Source organism: Ruthenibacterium intestinale (assembly GCF_040096265.1).
Classification (GTDB): domain Bacteria; phylum Bacillota; class Clostridia; order Oscillospirales; family Ruminococcaceae; genus Ruthenibacterium; species Ruthenibacterium komagatae.
In genome coordinates this window covers 1-16,574 of the sequence record NZ_JBBMFA010000058.1, presented here as the reverse complement: position 1 = coordinate 16,574, position 16,574 = coordinate 1, and the positions used below count along the sequence as shown (strand labels likewise).

17 protein-coding genes, 2 tRNA genes and 1 pseudogene are annotated in these 16,574 nt (G+C 51.5%); 10 read left to right on the top strand and 10 right to left on the bottom strand.

Annotated elements, in window-relative coordinates:
• Window positions 1-8 precede the first annotated feature (8 nt).
• Entirely contained in the window at window positions 9-1,517 is a 1,509-nt protein-coding gene (locus WMO24_RS03635; protein ID WP_349214953.1) for an IMP dehydrogenase, read from the top strand.
• Window positions 1,518-1,604: 87 nt separating this feature from the next.
• Here WMO24_RS03635 and WMO24_RS03630 read toward each other — a convergent pair whose 3' ends face one another.
• Window positions 1,605-2,570 carry an RluA family pseudouridine synthase gene (locus tag WMO24_RS03630; protein ID WP_349214952.1) on the bottom strand — a complete coding sequence of 322 codons (966 nt, stop codon included), beginning with the start codon at window positions 2,568-2,570 and terminating at the stop codon, window positions 1,605-1,607.
• Window positions 2,571-2,716: 146 nt separating this feature from the next.
• Here WMO24_RS03630 and WMO24_RS03625 point away from each other — a divergent pair, with 146 nt between their 5' ends.
• From WMO24_RS03625 to WMO24_RS03600, 6 genes are all read left to right on the top strand, one after another.
• On the top strand, window positions 2,717-3,406 hold the full coding sequence (locus WMO24_RS03625) for a JAB domain-containing protein (RefSeq protein ID WP_349214951.1): 690 nt from the start codon (window positions 2,717-2,719) through the stop codon (window positions 3,404-3,406).
• 12 nt (window positions 3,407-3,418) lie between these two features.
• The gene (gene uvrB, locus WMO24_RS03620) at window positions 3,419-5,404 is read left to right on the top strand and encodes an excinuclease ABC subunit UvrB (RefSeq protein ID WP_349214950.1); all 1,986 of its coding nucleotides are present in this window, start codon (window positions 3,419-3,421) and stop codon (window positions 5,402-5,404) included.
• Between the two features lie 22 nt (window positions 5,405-5,426).
• Window positions 5,427-8,252, top strand: coding sequence for an excinuclease ABC subunit UvrA (uvrA, locus tag WMO24_RS03615; protein ID WP_349214949.1), 2,826 nt, complete (start codon window positions 5,427-5,429; stop codon window positions 8,250-8,252).
• Between the two features lie 169 nt (window positions 8,253-8,421).
• Entirely contained in the window at window positions 8,422-9,717 is a 1,296-nt protein-coding gene (locus WMO24_RS03610; RefSeq protein WP_349214948.1) for a cation:proton antiporter, read from the top strand.
• A 62-nt stretch (window positions 9,718-9,779) separates the two neighbouring features.
• Window positions 9,780-10,100 carry a hypothetical protein gene (locus WMO24_RS03605; RefSeq protein ID WP_349214947.1) on the top strand — a complete coding sequence of 107 codons (321 nt, stop codon included), beginning with the start codon at window positions 9,780-9,782 and terminating at the stop codon, window positions 10,098-10,100.
• Between the two features lie 194 nt (window positions 10,101-10,294).
• Window positions 10,295-10,370, top strand: a tRNA-Ala gene (locus tag WMO24_RS03600).
• Between the two features lie 91 nt (window positions 10,371-10,461).
• Here WMO24_RS03600 and WMO24_RS03595 read toward each other — a convergent pair.
• From WMO24_RS03595 to WMO24_RS03560, 8 genes and pseudogenes are all read right to left on the bottom strand, one after another.
• Window positions 10,462-11,073, bottom strand: coding sequence for a hypothetical protein (locus WMO24_RS03595; RefSeq protein ID WP_349214946.1), 612 nt, complete (start codon window positions 11,071-11,073; stop codon window positions 10,462-10,464).
• On the bottom strand, window positions 11,067-11,222 hold the full coding sequence (locus WMO24_RS03590; protein ID WP_349214977.1) for a hypothetical protein: 156 nt from the start codon (window positions 11,220-11,222) through the stop codon (window positions 11,067-11,069). Before WMO24_RS03590 ends, WMO24_RS03595 begins: the two co-directional genes overlap by 7 nt.
• Before the next feature lie 26 nt (window positions 11,223-11,248).
• Window positions 11,249-11,962, bottom strand: coding sequence for an antirestriction protein ArdA (locus WMO24_RS03585; RefSeq protein WP_349214945.1), 714 nt, complete (start codon window positions 11,960-11,962; stop codon window positions 11,249-11,251).
• Window positions 11,963-11,966: 4 nt separating this feature from the next.
• Window positions 11,967-12,215 (bottom strand): DNA cytosine methyltransferase, encoded by a 249-nt coding sequence (locus WMO24_RS03580; protein ID WP_349214976.1) that lies wholly within the window; start codon window positions 12,213-12,215, stop codon window positions 11,967-11,969.
• A gap of 8 nt (window positions 12,216-12,223) precedes the next feature.
• Window positions 12,224-12,736: a hypothetical protein gene (locus WMO24_RS03575; RefSeq protein WP_349214975.1), complete on the bottom strand. Its 513-nt coding sequence runs from the start codon at window positions 12,734-12,736 to the stop codon at window positions 12,224-12,226.
• Window positions 12,687-13,052 (bottom strand): annotated as a pseudogene (locus tag WMO24_RS03570) (DNA cytosine methyltransferase); the annotation flags it as partial. The gene WMO24_RS03575 and the pseudogene WMO24_RS03570, both read right to left, overlap by 50 nt.
• Window positions 13,039-13,395: a DUF7768 domain-containing protein gene (locus tag WMO24_RS03565; protein WP_036744842.1), complete on the bottom strand. Its 357-nt coding sequence runs from the start codon at window positions 13,393-13,395 to the stop codon at window positions 13,039-13,041. The pseudogene WMO24_RS03570 and the gene WMO24_RS03565, both read right to left, overlap by 14 nt.
• Window positions 13,396-13,703: 308 nt before the next feature.
• Entirely contained in the window at window positions 13,704-15,083 is a 1,380-nt protein-coding gene (locus WMO24_RS03560; protein WP_349214944.1) for a ParB/RepB/Spo0J family partition protein, read from the bottom strand.
• Window positions 15,084-15,427: 344 nt separating this feature from the next.
• Here WMO24_RS03560 and WMO24_RS03555 point away from each other — a divergent pair, with 344 nt between their 5' ends.
• The 3 genes from WMO24_RS03555 to WMO24_RS03545 all read left to right on the top strand — a co-directional run bounded on the left by WMO24_RS03555 (window position 15,428) and on the right by WMO24_RS03545 (window position 16,419).
• Window positions 15,428-16,057: a hypothetical protein gene (locus WMO24_RS03555; RefSeq protein ID WP_349214943.1), complete on the top strand. Its 630-nt coding sequence runs from the start codon at window positions 15,428-15,430 to the stop codon at window positions 16,055-16,057.
• A 31-nt stretch (window positions 16,058-16,088) separates the two neighbouring features.
• On the top strand, window positions 16,089-16,295 hold the full coding sequence (locus WMO24_RS03550; RefSeq protein ID WP_349214942.1) for a hypothetical protein: 207 nt from the start codon (window positions 16,089-16,091) through the stop codon (window positions 16,293-16,295).
• Window positions 16,296-16,339: 44 nt separating this feature from the next.
• Window positions 16,340-16,419 (top strand) — tRNA-Ser (locus tag WMO24_RS03545).
• Here WMO24_RS03545 and WMO24_RS03540 read toward each other — a convergent pair.
• On the bottom strand, window positions 16,382-16,574 hold a 193-nt coding region (locus tag WMO24_RS03540; RefSeq protein WP_349214941.1), incomplete at its 5' end, for a hypothetical protein. The genes WMO24_RS03545 and WMO24_RS03540 overlap by 38 nt on opposite strands.

Sequence of the window (16,574 nt, the reverse complement as noted above, 5' to 3'; positions counted from 1 at the left end):
AGTATATTATGGCCACGTATTTCAGTGAACCGTCCCGCACGTTTGGTGAGTATCTGCTCGTTCCCGGATACTCTTCTTCCGAGTGTGTTCCCTCTGCTGTCAGCCTGAAAACCCCCCTGGTAAAATATCGCAAAGGCGAAGAAGAATGCCCCCTTTCTTTGAACATCCCCATGGTGTCCGCCATCATGCAGTCTGTCTCCAATGACACAATGGCGATTGCCCTGGCCAAAGAAGGCGGCGTTTCTTTTATCTACGGCTCTCAGTCCATCGAAGACGAAGCCGCAATGATCGCCCGTGTGAAAGACTACAAAAAAGGATTCATTGTCAGCGACTCCAATGTATGTCCGGACGCAACACTGGCAGACATTCTTGCTTTGAAAGAAAAAACCGGTCACTCCACGGTTGCCGTAACTGACGACGGCACTGCTTGCGGCAAATTGCTCGGCATTGTGGGCAGCCGCGATTATCGTGTATCCCGCATGAGCCCGGACACTCCGGTCAGTTCCTTCATGACTCCTTTCGAAAAACTTGTGGTTGCGGACGAGACCACTACCCTGAAAGTCGCCAATGACATCATCTGGGACAACAAGCTCAATGCTCTTCCCCTGATTGACAAAAATCAGCATTTGAAGTTCATGGTTTTCCGCAAAGACTATGATTCTCACAAAGAAAACGTCAACGAGCTTCTGGATAAAAACAAAAGTTACGTGGTAGGCGCAGGTATCAACACTCGCGATTATGCCGAGCGCGTGCCCGCTCTGGTAGAAGCCGGTGCGGATGTTTTGTGCATCGACTCTTCGGAGGGTTTCACTGAGTGGCAGAGCCGCACCATCGCCTGGATCCGCGAAAAATACGGCGACCGCGTAAAAGTAGGCGCCGGCAACGTGGTTGACCGCGACGGCTTCCGTTTCCTCGCAGAAGCTGGTGCAGATTTTGTGAAGATCGGCATTGGCGGCGGTTCGATCTGCATCACCCGCGAAACCAAAGGCATTGGCCGCGGACAAGCTACGGCGGTCATTGAAGTGGCCCGCGCGCGGGACGAATACTTCAAGGAAACCGGAATTTATGTTCCCATCTGCTCTGACGGCGGCATCGTTCATGATTATCACATCACGCTTGCTCTTGCCATGGGCGCCGACTTTGTAATGCTGGGCCGCTACTTCTCTCGGTTTGATGAGAGCCCCACAAACAAACTGCGCATCAACGGCAATTACGTGAAGGAATACTGGGGCGAAGGTTCCAACCGCGCCCGCAACTGGCAGCGTTATGATCTGGGCGGCGCTCAAAAGCTGAGCTTCGAAGAAGGCGTTGACAGCTATGTGCCTTACGCCGGTGCCCTGAAAGACGGCGTTTCCGTCACATTGGCCAAAGTGCGCAGCACCATGTGCAACTGCGGTGCTTTGACCATTCCGGAGCTTCAGGAAAAAGCGCGTCTTACCGTTGTATCTTCCACCAGCATTGTGGAAGGCGGCGCCCATGACGTCATGCTGAAAAACAAAGCGACCATCACAGAATAAGAAATCTGACAGCCCGCTGTGCCTCGGCCCGGCGGGCTTTTTCCATTGAAAAAGGGCGAAAGCAATCCGCTTTCGCCCTTCTGTTGATCAATTGTTTTTTTCCTCTTTTAAACCAGCAAAAAAATCCAGAATTTTCGGGTGTTCCAACGCAAACGTTTTTCCGGAAAGATAGGACAAGCACTCGCTCTCACCCAAATCTTTAAAGGTCATCTGCACTGCGCAAAGCAGCTGCGTTTTCACCTTCATTTTCTCATTGAAGCGTCTGTTTCCGTACTTAATATCTCCCAGCACAGGAGCTCCCAGAAATGCCAGATGCGCCCGGATCTGGTGTGTGCGGCCAGTCACAAGGCCAATTCTGCACAATGCAAAAGGACCTTGTGTATCAAGCACACGCACCTCGGTTATAATTTGTTTGTAACCTTCTGCCTCCTGCGCACGCACCTGTACTTTATTTTTGCGCTCATCGTGCCGCAACCACGCGACATGGCGCCCCTTCGGCGGGACCCCCACAGTGATACACAAATATTCTTTGTGTACAAGGTCTTCCCGAATCAGTGCATTCATGCAGCGCAGCGCCGGATAGTTTTTTGCCGCAATCACAAGTCCTTCGGTTCCACGGTCCAGACGATTGCACACCGCAGGCGCAAAAGAAGCTTCTTTTTCCGGTTCGTATTCTCCCCGCTCCACTAAATACTGCTGGACCAAATCCACCAGGCTTTCATCCCCGGTCCTGTCGGAATGACAGAGCAAATGCGCCGGCTTGTAAAGCGCGAGGAGGTTCTCATCTTCATAAACAACATGCAGCGGTGTTTTTTTCTTTGGCGGTTGCTGTCGCTTGGACGGGGCTTGAAAGAACTCATCGTTCACATAGAGTTCAATTACATCGCCTTCCCGCAAGCGCGTGTCCGGCGCCGCTTTTTTTCCGTTGACCTTGATTCGCTTGTTGCGAAAACTTTTATAAAGCAACGAAGTGGGAAGGTTGTGCGTCACACTTTGCACAAAACGCGACAAGCGCACATCCTGCTCGTTTTTTCCCGCAATAAACTGCTTCACCCGGCTTCTCCCTTTCAAAAGGCATCTTTTTCCTGTATAATAATAAAGTTGTAAAGATATTCTGTCAACTGTATGCCGACAACTTTTTTTATGAATTTCATCTTTACTTTTACAACTTTTAGTAGTAGTATGGAAAGGGAAATTTTATGGGTGAGCACGATCATCATCGTCAGCGTGTTTTTAATCGCGTTTTGAATGAAGGACTTCAGGGATTTGAAGAGCACAATGCACTGGAACTTCTTCTGTTCTTTGCTTATCGCCGCGGAGATACCAACGAACTCGCCCATCGATTGATCCGGGAATTCGGAAGTTTCTCCCGTGTTTTGGACGCATCCGTGGAGGATCTGCAGAGGGTGCCCGGCGTAGGGCCTACCTGCGCAGTGGTCATCAAAAGCATTCCGCAGCTTTGCGCCTATTATTTGAACAACAAGGTAAATGACCGGGTTCCGTTGAATTGCGTGGAGGTTGCCGCAGACTTCTTCCGTCCACAGTTCTTTGGCAAGACAGTGGAAGAATTCCGCATCGCCGTCGTGGATGACCGCCGTGCACTTTTGCGCAGCTGTTTTTTATCAGAGGGCACAGCCAATGCCGCATCTGTCAACATTTCCCGCATTCTCTCGGAAGCATTCAAATGCGGCGGCACAGGTGTTCTGCTCGCGCATAATCATCCGCGCGGTGTTGCGCTCCCTTCCAACCAGGACATTTTGATGACACAGGAAGTTCAAAAAGCGCTGCACATGGTGCAAATCGAGCTGATTGACCATTTGATTTTCACCGAAGACGATTACTATTCTTTCAACGCATCCGGAATTTTGACGATTGATTATCATTGCTAAAGGAATTTGTGTATGGATACATTTAAACTGGTTTCCAACTATCGCCCCACCGGCGACCAGCCGCAGGCCATCTCCAAACTGGTGGCAGGGCTTCGGGCTGGTTATTCCGGCCAAACACTGCTGGGCGTTACCGGCTCCGGCAAAACATTTACCATGGCCAATATCATTGCGCAGATGAACCGTCCTACGCTGGTGCTGGCGCACAATAAAACTCTGGCGGCGCAACTGTGCACGGAATTCAAAGAGTTTTTCCCCGAAAACGCCGTGGAATATTTTGTATCTTATTACGACTACTACCAGCCCGAAGCTTACATTCCGTCGACGGACACTTACATTGAAAAGGACAGTGCCATCAACGAAGAGATCGACCGGCTTCGCCATTCTGCCACTGCCGCCCTGTCCGAACGCCGCGACGTAATCATCGTAGCCAGCGTTTCCTGCATTTACTCCCTGGGCGACCCCATTGACTACCGCAGCATGGTCATCAGTGTGCGCCAGGGAATGCAAATGTCCCGGGAAGAATTGATGGCACGCCTGGTGCAGCTGCAGTACGAACGCAACGATTTGAATTTTGTCCGCAACAAATTCCGTGTGCGTGGAGATATTGTGGAAATCAACCTTGCCTATGCCAGCGATGTAGCCATCCGAATTGAGTTTTTCGGGGACGAAGTAGACCGCATCAGCGAAGTGAATCCCCTGACCGGAGAACGAAAAGCCGTGATTCGTCATGTGGCGATTTTCCCGGCCAGCCACTACATCGTCTCCAATGAAAAAAAAGCGGAAGGTCTGCGGCGTATTCGTCTGGAAATGGACGAACAAGTGGAAAAATTCCGCCAGGAAGGAAAACTGATTGAGGCACAGCGCATTGCGCAGCGTACCAATTACGACATTGAAATGCTGCAGGAAGTCGGCACCTGTAAGGGTGTCGAAAACTATTCTGCTGTTCTTGCGGGAAGAGCGCCCGGCTCCACCCCCACAACACTGCTGGATTATTTCCCGGATGATTTTCTTCTTTTCATTGATGAAAGTCACGTGATGCTTCCGCAGCTGCGCGCCATGTATGGCGGCGATTACGCCCGTAAAAAGAGCCTGGTGGACTACGGATTCCGTCTTCCGTCGGCCTTTGACAACCGCCCCTTGAAGTTTGAAGAGTTTGAATCCAAATTGAATCAGACTATTTTTGTTTCCGCCACCCCTGCCGAATACGAGCGCGCACACTCCGGGCAGATCGTGGAACAAGTGATCCGCCCCACCGGCCTGCTGGATCCCAAAGTGATTGTAAAACCCGTGGAAGGGCAAATCGAAGACCTTCTCAGCGAAATCAACCTTCGCACATCGCGCGGAGAACGGGTGCTGGTGACCACACTGACTAAAAAAATGGCGGAAGATTTGACGGATTACCTGTCGGAACACGGCGTCAAAGTCAAATATATGCATCACGAAGTGGACACATTTGAACGTGTGGAACTGATGCGGGACCTTCGCAAAGGCACTATTGATGTGATTGTTGGCATCAACCTGCTGCGCGAGGGGTTGGACCTTCCGGAAGTTTCTCTGGTGGCCATCCTGGATGCGGATAAAGAGGGTTTTCTTCGTTCAGAAACCAGCCTGATCCAAACCATTGGGCGCGCTGCCCGCAACGCAGATGGCGTGGTGATTATGTATGCGGACAGCGTCACGCCGTCTATGGAACGCGCCATCATGGAGACCGAACGGCGCCGCGGCATTCAGGATGCCTATAACCAGGAGCACGGAATCACCCCTAAAACCATTGTCAAGGAACTGCACGACAACGGTGTTCTGGAAATCAGCCGCAAAGACGACGGAGATTCCAAGTCCACAAAGCGCATGAGCCGTGCAGAGTGCCAGCAGAAGATCGAACAACTGACACGTGAAATGAAAGAAGCCGCTAAAATTTTGGAATTTGAACACGCAGCATTCCTGCGGGACCGCATTGAAAAACTGCGCCGGCAGATGGAAAAAAAGACGAAGCTGTGAGTTTCAGAGAGGATGGACCTATTTGAGCACAGATAAAATTGTAATTAAAGGTGCCCGGGAGCACAACCTGAAAAACATCGACGTAACGCTTCCCCGGGACAAGCTGATTGTAATGACCGGACTTTCCGGTTCCGGAAAGTCCAGTCTTGCATTCGACACGATTTACGCGGACGGGCAGCGCCGCTACATGGAAAGTCTGTCCAGCTACGCGCGTCAATTTCTGGGGCAGATGGAAAAACCGGACGTGGATGACATTCAAGGTCTCTCCCCTGCTATTTCCATTGACCAGAAAACCACTTCCCGCAATCCCCGCTCCACAGTGGGCACCGTGACGGAGATTTACGACTATCTTCGTCTTTTGTATGCGCGCATCGGTATCCCCCACTGTCCGGTATGCGGCCGTCCGATCACACAGCAAACAGTCGACCAAATGGTGGACGAAATTTTAAAACTGCCGCAGGGGACTCGCTTCCAGGTGCTTGCTCCGGTGGTGCGCGGCCGCAAGGGCACGCAACAAAAAGAGTTTGAAGCTGCACGTCGGGGCGGCTTTGCACGTGTGCGCGTGGACGGTAATCTCTATGATTTGGACGAAGAAATCTCTCTGGAGAAGAACAAAAAGCACACAGTCGAAGTTGTGGTAGACCGCCTGGTGTTAAACGGAGACATCCATACCCGTTTGGCGGATTCTCTGGAAACAGCACTGGGGCTGACCGGAGGGCTGGTCTCCATCGATGTGATCGGCGGCGAGGAAATGATGTTCAGCCAGAGCTATGCCTGCCCGGACCATGGCATCTCCATCGACGAATTGTCGCCGCGTATGTTTTCTTTCAACAATCCCTTTGGCGCATGCGAGACCTGCACAGGGCTGGGCACGTTCATGAAAGTGGACCCCGCACTGATCCTTCCCAACAAAAAGCTTTCCATTCGTGAGGGTGGCATCAAAGCAAGCGGCTGGTACTATGCGGAAGGCTCTGTCAGTGAGATGTACTACATCGCCTTGGGCAAAAAGTACGGCTTCACGCTGGATACGCCCATTTGTGAAATGAGCGAAGAGGCGGTACAGGCCCTGCTTTATGGAACGAACGGAGAAAAGCTGGAAATGACACGGGAAACGGACCGCGGGTCCGGGCGCTATGTCAATGATTTCGAGGGAATTGTCAACAATCTGGAACGCCGTTTCCGCGAAACCAATTCCCAGTGGATGAAAGAAGAAATCCAGGGCTTTATGACAGGGATGGAATGTCCTTCCTGCCACGGAGACCGCCTGAAACCTACCAGTCTGGCCGTAACGGTCGGCGGCGTAAACATCAGTCAGTTCACGCAAATGAGCGTTCGCCAGGAGCTGGAATTTCTGGATCAGCTTCAGCTGAACGACCGGGAACATATGATTGCTGACGGCATCCTGAAAGAGGTGCGGGAACGGCTTCGTTTCCTGCAGAATGTGGGATTGGATTATTTGACTCTAGCTCGCAGCGCCGCCACATTGTCCGGTGGTGAAAGTCAGCGTATCCGCCTCGCAACCCAAATCGGAAGCGCCTTGACCGGCGTTTTGTATGTGCTGGATGAGCCCAGCATCGGGCTTCATCAGCGCGACAACTCCAAATTGATCGCTACACTGAAGCGGCTGCGCGACTTGGGCAACACCCTGGTAGTGGTAGAGCACGACGAAGAAACTATGCGCGAGGCCGATTGGATCGTGGATATCGGACCGGGAGCCGGGGTCCACGGCGGCGAACTGGTGGCAGAAGGTACCGTCGAGGACATCTGCAAAGTGGAGCGCAGCATCACCGGACAGTATCTTTCCGGCCGCAAAAAGATCTCTGTTCCGGAAAAGCGCCGCACATTCAACGGCCATTATCTGGAGATCATTGGTGCGACCCAGAACAATTTGAAAAACGTCTCGGTCAAGATTCCTCTGGGTGTTATGACCTGCGTCACGGGTATCTCCGGTTCCGGAAAATCCAGTCTGATCAACGAAATCCTTTACAAACGACTTTCTGCGGATTTGAACGGAGCGCGCATCAAACCCGGTGCTCACAAAGACATGAAAGGATTGGAATGGGTCGATAAGGTGATCGGCATTGATCAATCCCCCATCGGGCGGACGCCTCGCTCCAACCCTGCCACTTATACGGGTGTATTTTCGGATATCCGCAATGTTTTTGCTCAAACACAGGATGCCAAAATGCGCGGATATAATCCGGGGCGCTTCAGTTTCAATGTGAAAGGCGGTCGCTGCGAAGCGTGCGAAGGCGATGGCATTTTGAAAATCGAAATGCATTTCCTGCCGGATATTTATGTTCCCTGCGAGGTCTGCAAAGGCGCTCGGTATAACCGTGAAACCTTGGAGGTAAAGTACAAGGGAAAGACAATCGCAGATGTGTTGGACATGACCGTGGAAGAAGCCTGCACCTTTTTTGAAAACATCCCGCGCATTCATCGAAAAATCCAAACACTGGTGGATGTGGGACTTGGCTATATCAAAATGGGACAAAGCGCCACGACTTTGTCCGGCGGTGAGGCACAGCGTGTAAAGCTTGCGCTGGAACTTGCCAAGCGGGAAACAGGTCAAACCGTCTATATTCTGGATGAGCCCACCACCGGCCTTCATGTTGCGGACGTGCACAAGCTTGTAAAAGTTCTCGACAAGCTGGTGGATGCCGGAAACACCGTAATCATCATTGAACACAATCTGGACATCATTAAACGTGCAGACCATATCATTGACCTTGGGCCGGAAGGCGGGTCTGCCGGCGGTGAAATCGTGGCCCAGGGAACACCCGAAGAGGTGGCGCAGAATCCCGCGTCGTTTACCGGGCAGTATCTGAAACCCCTTCTCAAACGGTAAAAAAATGTTCTGAAAAGCGTCGGAAATCTTCCCGGCGCTTTTCTTTTTTCTGAAAAAACAGCGATTTATCCATTTTTTGAAGAAATTAAACTTCAATTTTTTACTTGCGATTTTCCACGGTTTGATTATAATGAAAGTTTGGAATTATTAATGTATGGGAGTACTTTCTATGTCGTATCATTATCTTTTGGACATTGCGCTGATTTTGATCAGCACAAAAATCTTTGGACTGCTCACCAGCAGAATCCAGCTTCCTCAAGTGGTTGGCGCTTTGATTGCCGGCCTTCTGCTGGGACCCGCATGTCTTGGCTGGCTTCAGGCGACTGATTTTTTGTCGCAGCTTTCGGAACTCGGCGTCATCGTCATCATGTTCACCGCCGGCATCGGCACCGATCTGAAGGAGTTAAAACAAACCGGAAAAGCGGGACTTCTGGTCGCGCTCTGCGGTGTGCTTGTTCCTTTGGGTGTGGGTGCCGCTTTAATGGCCGTGTTCAATCGCGGAGAATTTGCCTACCCCGGCGACACGATGCTGCAGAACCTTTTCATGGGTACCATCTTAACTGCTACTTCGGTCAGCATCACGGTGGAAACTTTGAAAGAAATGGGCAAACTGTCCACCAAAGTCGGCAATACCATCCTGGCTGCAGCGTTGATTGATGATATTCTGGGCCTGATCTGCCTGACTCTGGTCACCAGCCTGGCGGGCTCGGAAGTAAGCATCTGGATCGTGCTGCTCAAAATCGTTGCCTTCTTTCTCTTTGCGGGCGTCGCCGGTGTTCTGGCGGTCAAAGCACTCAATTGGTATGAGAAACGGGTTCACGATCGAAATCTTCACCGCTTTCCCATTCTTGCCTTTGTATTGTGCCTGTTGATGGCCTACCTGGCCGAAGAGCTTTTTGGCGTCGCAGATATCATCGGTGCTTTTGCTGCCGGACTGGTCGTTGCCAACACCTCTAAAGCGCACTACATTGAAAGCAAATTTTCTCCCCTTTCCTACCTGCTCCTGACTCCGATTTTCTTTGCGAGCATCGGCATCAAGGTAGAGGTTCCTCAGATGGATACCATGATCGTCCTCTTCACCGTCTTACTGGTGATTGTGGCTGTTATCACCAAGCTTGTGGGCTGCGGACTTGGCGCCAAAATTTGCGGAATGCCCACCCGCCAGTGTGTACAAATTGGATGCGGCATGGTTTGCCGCGGTGAGGTTGCTTTGATCGTTGCCGATAAAGGCATGGCATTGAATTTGCTGAATCCGGTCTTTTCTGGTCCTATCGTAATCATGATCGTGTTCTGTACCATTTTGACCCCCGTGCTGTTAAAAGTCGTGTTCAAAGGGGAGAACCGTTACGAAGGCCTGGAGCAGAGCGACCTGGTGGATACTTACGAACTCAAAGAGCAGTTCGACATTGTTACCGACCGGTTGCTGGATGAGGAAGAACGCCGCCACGAAAAACAAAAACATTGATTCAAATCGAGGAAGAGGACATTTTTGTCCTCTTCCTTTCTATAAAAGGAGTGTTTTACATCATGCTGGAACGAATCACCGCCATTCGCTCACAGGATCAGCTTCCCGACGAACAATGGGTTGCTGGAGCTTTGGAATATCGCACTTCCCACGGCTCTGTCAGCCTGCCTCTGCTTTTTGCTCTTTCTGATCGACATATTCCGGAGGTGGATGCAGTCGGAACTCTGCACAGCATTAAACTGAAAGAATTGGAAGACGGGAAATGGTGTGCAGAAATCGGGATAGAGGAAAGCCGGGAAAAAATCACGCTTCCTCTGGAGCGGGAGGCCGTCTGGGACCTTTTGCGGCAGCATCAAATTAAAGGAATCGATTTTGAAGATTAAACGATAAAAAATAATATTTTTTTGCAATATTCTCTTGACATTCAAGCGCTGGTTTGATATTATAATAAGGCACTCGGAAATAACGCTTCCGAATGCGGTCCCGTGGGGGTGTAGCTCACTTGGGAGCCCGGTTGAAGCGGTTACACACCCCTCAGAAAAATTGAATAAGAAATACTCAGCACACCCTTTTATTTGGGGGTATAGCTCAGCTGGGAGAGCGCTTGAATGGCATTCAAGAGGTCAGCGGTTCGATCCCGCTTATCTCCACCAAACTTTGGTGTGCTGAGTATTCTTAGATAACCTGCTTCATACGAAGCAGGTTTTTTCATGCCTGTTCCCTTTTGGGAGCGGGCTTTTTGTTTTATGCGGCAATCGTCACAATGTCCAGCCCTTCACAGAACTGTGTAAAGTCAATGTTGAAATCAATGTGCAGCTTGTAGTCACGGTATACCTCTACCCGCTTTATCAAACAGCTCACGATCATTTTCTTTGCTTCTATGCTGGCTGTGTCGTACATTTCTGCCCACGAGATGATGTCGTTATATTGCGTATTCAGCGAGGCCATCACCGCTTGTCCTTCGTCATAGGCCGCTTGCGCTGCCTCCAAATTCTCTTGGAGTTCTCTGCATTTCGTTTCGGCTTCGGCAATTAGAGAGTTTAGCAGCTCTTTAGAAAAGCTACTCTCTCCACGGATGGTCTTGATGACTTCGCCTTTCAGTGTTTCGAGGTCTGCGGCAGCTTTGACATACTCGGATCGAACACTGTGGAGCAGGCTTTTCCGCTGCGCCATCTTCTCCCGGTAGCAGGCGCTGACGATCTCGCTTTTGGGAATTGCTTTCATGCGCTCAAAGATTTGGCGCACCAGCTTATCAATGATACCGTCAAGGATATGGGCTGTATAGCCCGTCTGCCCGTCACAGTCGGTTTGTTTGCGGGTTTTGCCGTAGCAGATATACCGCACACGCTTCACCACCCGATTATGGCTGCGGCCTTGTCCACCATTGCCCGGTATTCCGCCGTTGCGCTCCCTTCCTTATAGTCGGAAAAGCTGTTCATTTCCTTCGCCCGGCGGGCGGCCCCTTCATTGATGGGGTAATAGTTGATGGTATGCACCTCCTTCATGCTTCGGGCCATGTTGGCCCGAAGTCTTACCGTTCCTCATGGGAAGGCCTCGCCTTGTCCTTTTGCGGAGCGGGCGGGGCCTCTTGAAACCGTTTGAGCGCGCCGAGAATGGAATGGACGGGCTCGGCCTTTTCGGGATAGGCAAATACCCGGTGTTCCGGCGGTATGTCCTGCGTCCCATGGTAATGCTCCTTAAAGCCCACCGGGTCCGCCGCCACATAGCCGCCGGGAGCGAATACGCCGCCCTCGTTGATACGCATATCCCGTCCGTATGCCTCATAATCGAAGTAGCCTTGAATGTGCTCCGGTATGTCGATGGTCCCCAGTTCGTCGGCGTACAGATGGCCCAGCCCTTCATCATCGGAAATATCCGGGTAAAAACGGTAGAGATCAAGGTTCTGCGTCAGGTTGATTAGGTCCTTCACGCTGCCCGTGTGTTTTCCCAAGACAAGAGCGGCCTCAAAGGTTTCCAATCCGCCCTTGTCCCGTACTTCCAGCAGGGCATGGCCCAGCTCGTTCAGCTCGTCGATGTTCTCGTACTCGTCCAGATAGTCGTACAGTCCCAGCACATCGCTGTCAAAGCTGGTAATAAACACTTCGCTGTACCGCTTTCCGTCTATCCCGATTTTGGCAAGGGCAGCCTGTACCTCCTGTGTGGTCGTGGGAAAATGTACCGTTGTTCCCACTTCAATCCCCATCATGGGGTACAGGGCCGTGTTGGTTATATAGGCTTCAAACATGGGCTCAATCCTCCTTTCCGGCCCTGTCTGCCAGCACTTCATAAATCCCGGCCATGATGTAATCGGCGCAAGGGAGAGCAATCGCATTTCCCAGCGCCTTGTAGCGTTGCAGAGGCCGGATTTCCTCGCCGTCCGCCCCGTACTTTGTCCAGCCCTCCGGCAGCCCCATCAGCCGCTCACTTTCCGTTTCCGTCAAGAAGCGGATACAGCCGCCGTCCGGGTCGCCCTCGTACCAAAAGGCGAAGGGCGTCACGTCGCTGGCTAAAAGAGTGGGAAAAGGGTCAGTTGGTAATCCGAAGCTGTTTCGGAAGGCGGTTTCTTCCTGCCTTTTTGCCGCTCCCCGCATACGGAAGCATTGAAAGGGGTGGATGACTGGTATTTGCCGCCCTGTTTCAAAAGAAGATGTTCGATCTCCTTCGGCGGCGGTCCGCCCGCCCTCTCGGCAAGGCGGAGGAAGTGGGAGCATTGGACGGGGCTTAAATAGTATGTCGGCGGCACGTCTGCCTCTAAAATCCGCCACGATGAAAATTCGCTGCCTTCGCGCCAGCCTTCGGGAGCCTGCCCAATACTGGGCGTCCATGAGCCGCCAGCACACATCAGGCGTTCCCCCTCGCACCATTCCGGCGTTTCCCCATCTTCCAGAAGGAGGCATTGGAACTTCGGTGTCCGAGAAGGCGGATAGGACGGCTCTAAAATCCATCCGGTTATTTGTAGAAAACGCTCCCATGACGTTTTCCCAAACAGCGATAGCTGGATATAGGTTATCAGTGGCATCCCTCATTTCCTGTATGATACGAAACGCCTGATAAAACAGGCTGGATTTTGCCCCGGCAAGGCCGGAGCGGTTGCCGATCAGAGAAAGGTTCTGACAGGGAGAGCCGAAGGTTATCACATGGACAGGCGGAATTTTTCCGCCGTCCACCTTCGTAATGTCCCCCAAGTGCGCCATATCGGGAAAGTGCCTTTTGGTTATGGAGATCGGCGCTTTTTCAATCTCGCTGGCCCACACCGGACGGATACCGCAGCGGGAGGCCGCCAGAGGGAAAACGCCTATCCCGTCAAAAAGGCTCCCCAGCTTAATGTCCGGCATGACCCGGGCCGCCGTGTCCCTTCACGGCAAGAACCCCGTCCAGCGTAGTTGCCGCGATACCCAGCCGCCCGGCAACCGCAATGTCGTTTTTCACATCCTCGTCCACCGCGCCGCCGCAGACGATCAGGGTATGGGAGCGCCGCAGCATATCCCGGCGCATATCAATCCCGGCCTTATGTTCCTCGGGAACGCTGTCATTCAAGAACAGCGGAAGATACAAAAGCGGGCAGATGGGAGAAAAGCCCGCCTCATAGGCAAGGCGGCAGTAGTGGGCCGCCAGCTCCATATCAATATCCGGCTCACCGCTCCATGCGGCGGTCAGATAGGCCAAAGGTCGTTTCATTGGTTCAACCTCCATTTCTTTCTGATTTACGGAAAGCAAGGTTTCGCCCAACCCCTCCGCCCCTTCCCCCCGGGAAGGGGGACGGCTCTGGAGAATTTATATCCCCGTCGCTTGTCCGGGAAAAAGCATAACCGGGAGAAATCCGTCAAGGGTGCCTCTGGCACCGCCTGCGGCGGCGTTGCCCTTGACTGATTTTCCCGGCTATGCTACGGAATAACTGGCGACGGGGAATAATTTATATCTCCAGAGCTTCGGGACGCGGGGCAGCGCCCCGCAATCCTCGGGCCATCTTGACCCGAAGTTTCGGCTTACTTTTCCGGCTCGGTTTTCTTCTCCGGCTTTTCGTGTTCCTTCTGCTGGCCCTTCCAGTCGTCCAGCAGCTTGATGATCTGGTCCTTCATTTCCCTCGGCGTGGTTTCCTTGCCGAAGTATTTGCTCAGTTCCGCACCCGTCAGAATCACTTTGTCTACCTCCTTTTTGTCCTCCATCATAATGCCGTCGATCACATCCCCGTTGAGCAGCTTCTTTTCGTCCAGCTCCCGCATACGCTTTGCCTGCGCCTGCGAAGGCGATGACTGCTGGCTGTCGATGGCGACGGCGATATAGTTCTGGTTCTTCTTGCCAATGTAGGAAAGCTCCACCGCCGTAGTGAAGCCCAGCTTTTTTTCGTCCATCAGCTTCATCAGGTCGGGGACCAGCTCATTCAGCCGGATATACCGCTGCACCTGCTTGACGGCCATCTTGTTCCGCTCGGCCACGATCTCGTTGGAGCGTTTGCCTGCGTCCTTCGGGTCAATCTGGCCCGAAGTTCGGGAGCCCTGGTGCTTGATGGCCTCAAGCTGCATTTTCAGAGCTTTGGCCCGCTCGCTGGGGAGGATTTCTTCGCGCTGGTTCAGATTGTCCTCCACCATCTGCGTGATGGCTTCATCGTCCGTCAGGTTGCGGACGATACAGGGCATATCCGCATATCCGGCAAGCTCGCTGGCCTTCTGGCGGCGGTGGCCGGATACAATCTCATAGCCGCCATCCTCACGGGGACGGACGATAGCGGGCTGGGTAACGCCCTTGTCCTTGACGCTGGACACCATAGCCCGCATTTCTTCATCGTCCCGGACCTCAAAGGGATGGTTCTTGAAGGCGTGGAGCTCGTTCAGCTTGATATATACGATCTGTTCCTCGCCACGGCGGGGAGCCTCCTTCGGCCCCTCGGGTTCCTTCGGAGCGGGAGCGGCCTGCACCGTGGGAGCCGCTTTTTTCTCCGGTTTCTCTTTGGGTGCTTTTTCCGGCTTTTTCTGTGCGGGGGCTTTGGGCTTCGGAGCGGCGGCCTTGTCCTTATCCTCCTTCGGGGAACGGCCCCGGCGCTTCGGCTGCTCGGGCTCTTTGGGCTTTTCCTGTTTTCCCTCGGCCTTTTTCGGAGCCTCCGGCTGCTTTTCCGGTTTCTCCGTTTTTGCCGGGGCAGGCTTTTCCCCGCCGGAAGCTGCCGCCCGTTCCTCGGCTTTCTTTCCTCTCATAATTTCAGCGAAGTCATAGACGGACACCTGCGGGCTCGCTGCCTGCTGTTCCGTCTTTTTTTCGGCCTCCGGGGGAGTAGGCGTTTTCTCCGGCTCGGGCGGAGTTTCCTTGCCCGGCCCGGTATCCGTTACCGGCTGCTCCGGCATTTTCGTGGTTTTATCATCTGCCACAAGCATTTACCTCCTGTTTTTGGGCATGAAAAAAGGGGCTCAACTTTTCAGTCAAGCCCCCGTGGGAAGTTCCTCCTTTCTCCGCCAAGATACAAAAATACCGCCCGTAGTCTCGTTTGGGCGGTACTTTGTGTAAGATTGTCAGTCCATCATTAAGTTTTTTATTATGTTCCCTTTGTACACCGTTGCAAATTTATCTTTTTATCCAACCGCCGTGAGAAGTTTCTTTCTTTGCTTAAATAAAAAATCATCCAGAAGCTTGTTTGGACCGTATAATTGCTTTCACTTCTCGATTTTTATGTATTAATATGTTACAATAAAGAAAAATCTAAAATGCAGGAGGTGGAGTTATGGAGCTACATATTAAGGCATCCCTAAAAAACGCAACTGCCGAAGATCCACAAATTAATAATAACAATAACAACCAAGAGGAAACCACAAGTAATAAGTCTGATGAGTTCCCTTGTCTTTCACTATTTTTACCCATATTGCAGAGTGAGTATGAACAAGAAAGATCACGCACAGACCGCATTGATAACAAAGCGATGGCCCTTTTGACTATCATCATCGCACTTATTACAGTATATGTACCGATTTTTCCATTTGACAAACTCGCTAATTTCTACTTGACGACAACATCCTGTCCTATATTTTTTATTGTATCCGTACTTTTGCTGTGTGCCATAGTAGCCATCGTTCTAGCGATACATAGTGCCAAAATGTTAATAGATATATATAAGCCCAAGGAATTTCAAGCGGTTAATATACAATTATTAAACAACAACGAAAAGCTGAGCAAAAACCCTCCAACCGAATTTTTATTGGAATTGATTGATCACTATCAAGCAATCATCTTAAATAATTCAGAAGTAAACTCTAAAAAGGCAGACCTGTTGAATAAGCAATTCATAAAAGCCATCATTATTTTCGGTCTGCTATCAGTTTCGGCGTCAGGAATATTAATTTGCACTGGTATATAACTGTTTATCAAAATGGAAAGGAGGTGAAAAAATGACTTCACCAGATGATTATAAAAAAACTTCTACAAATAACACGTCATCACTTACAGCTGCGGATAAACTGGCAGCTATGCGTCCGGCATCTCCTCTTCCTGGAAGAACAATCACGCATTCCTTCCATCCCTCGGATACAAGTGGTGGACGACCTGTTATGGAAAATGACCATTCCTTGGACCGGCTAAAAAATAGTGAAGAATAATTGTTTTACGTATTGAAACGCATTCTCCAAGGCTCCTTTACGAGGGGTATGTAACCGATGGACTTAGGAGAGCGCTTGAATGGCATTCAAGAGGTAAGGGGTTCGATCCCCCTCATCTCCACCACAAAACCGCGTAAACATTGTTTACGCGGTTTTTTCTTTATCTGTATTTGAAACGATTTGGTCTGTAATAACTTGCTGGTAATAGTAACCCACCAGCGAAGCTGGTGGTTCTTCAGAAGCGGGCAAAGCCCTAAAATACTAGCCACGCCTAAAGGC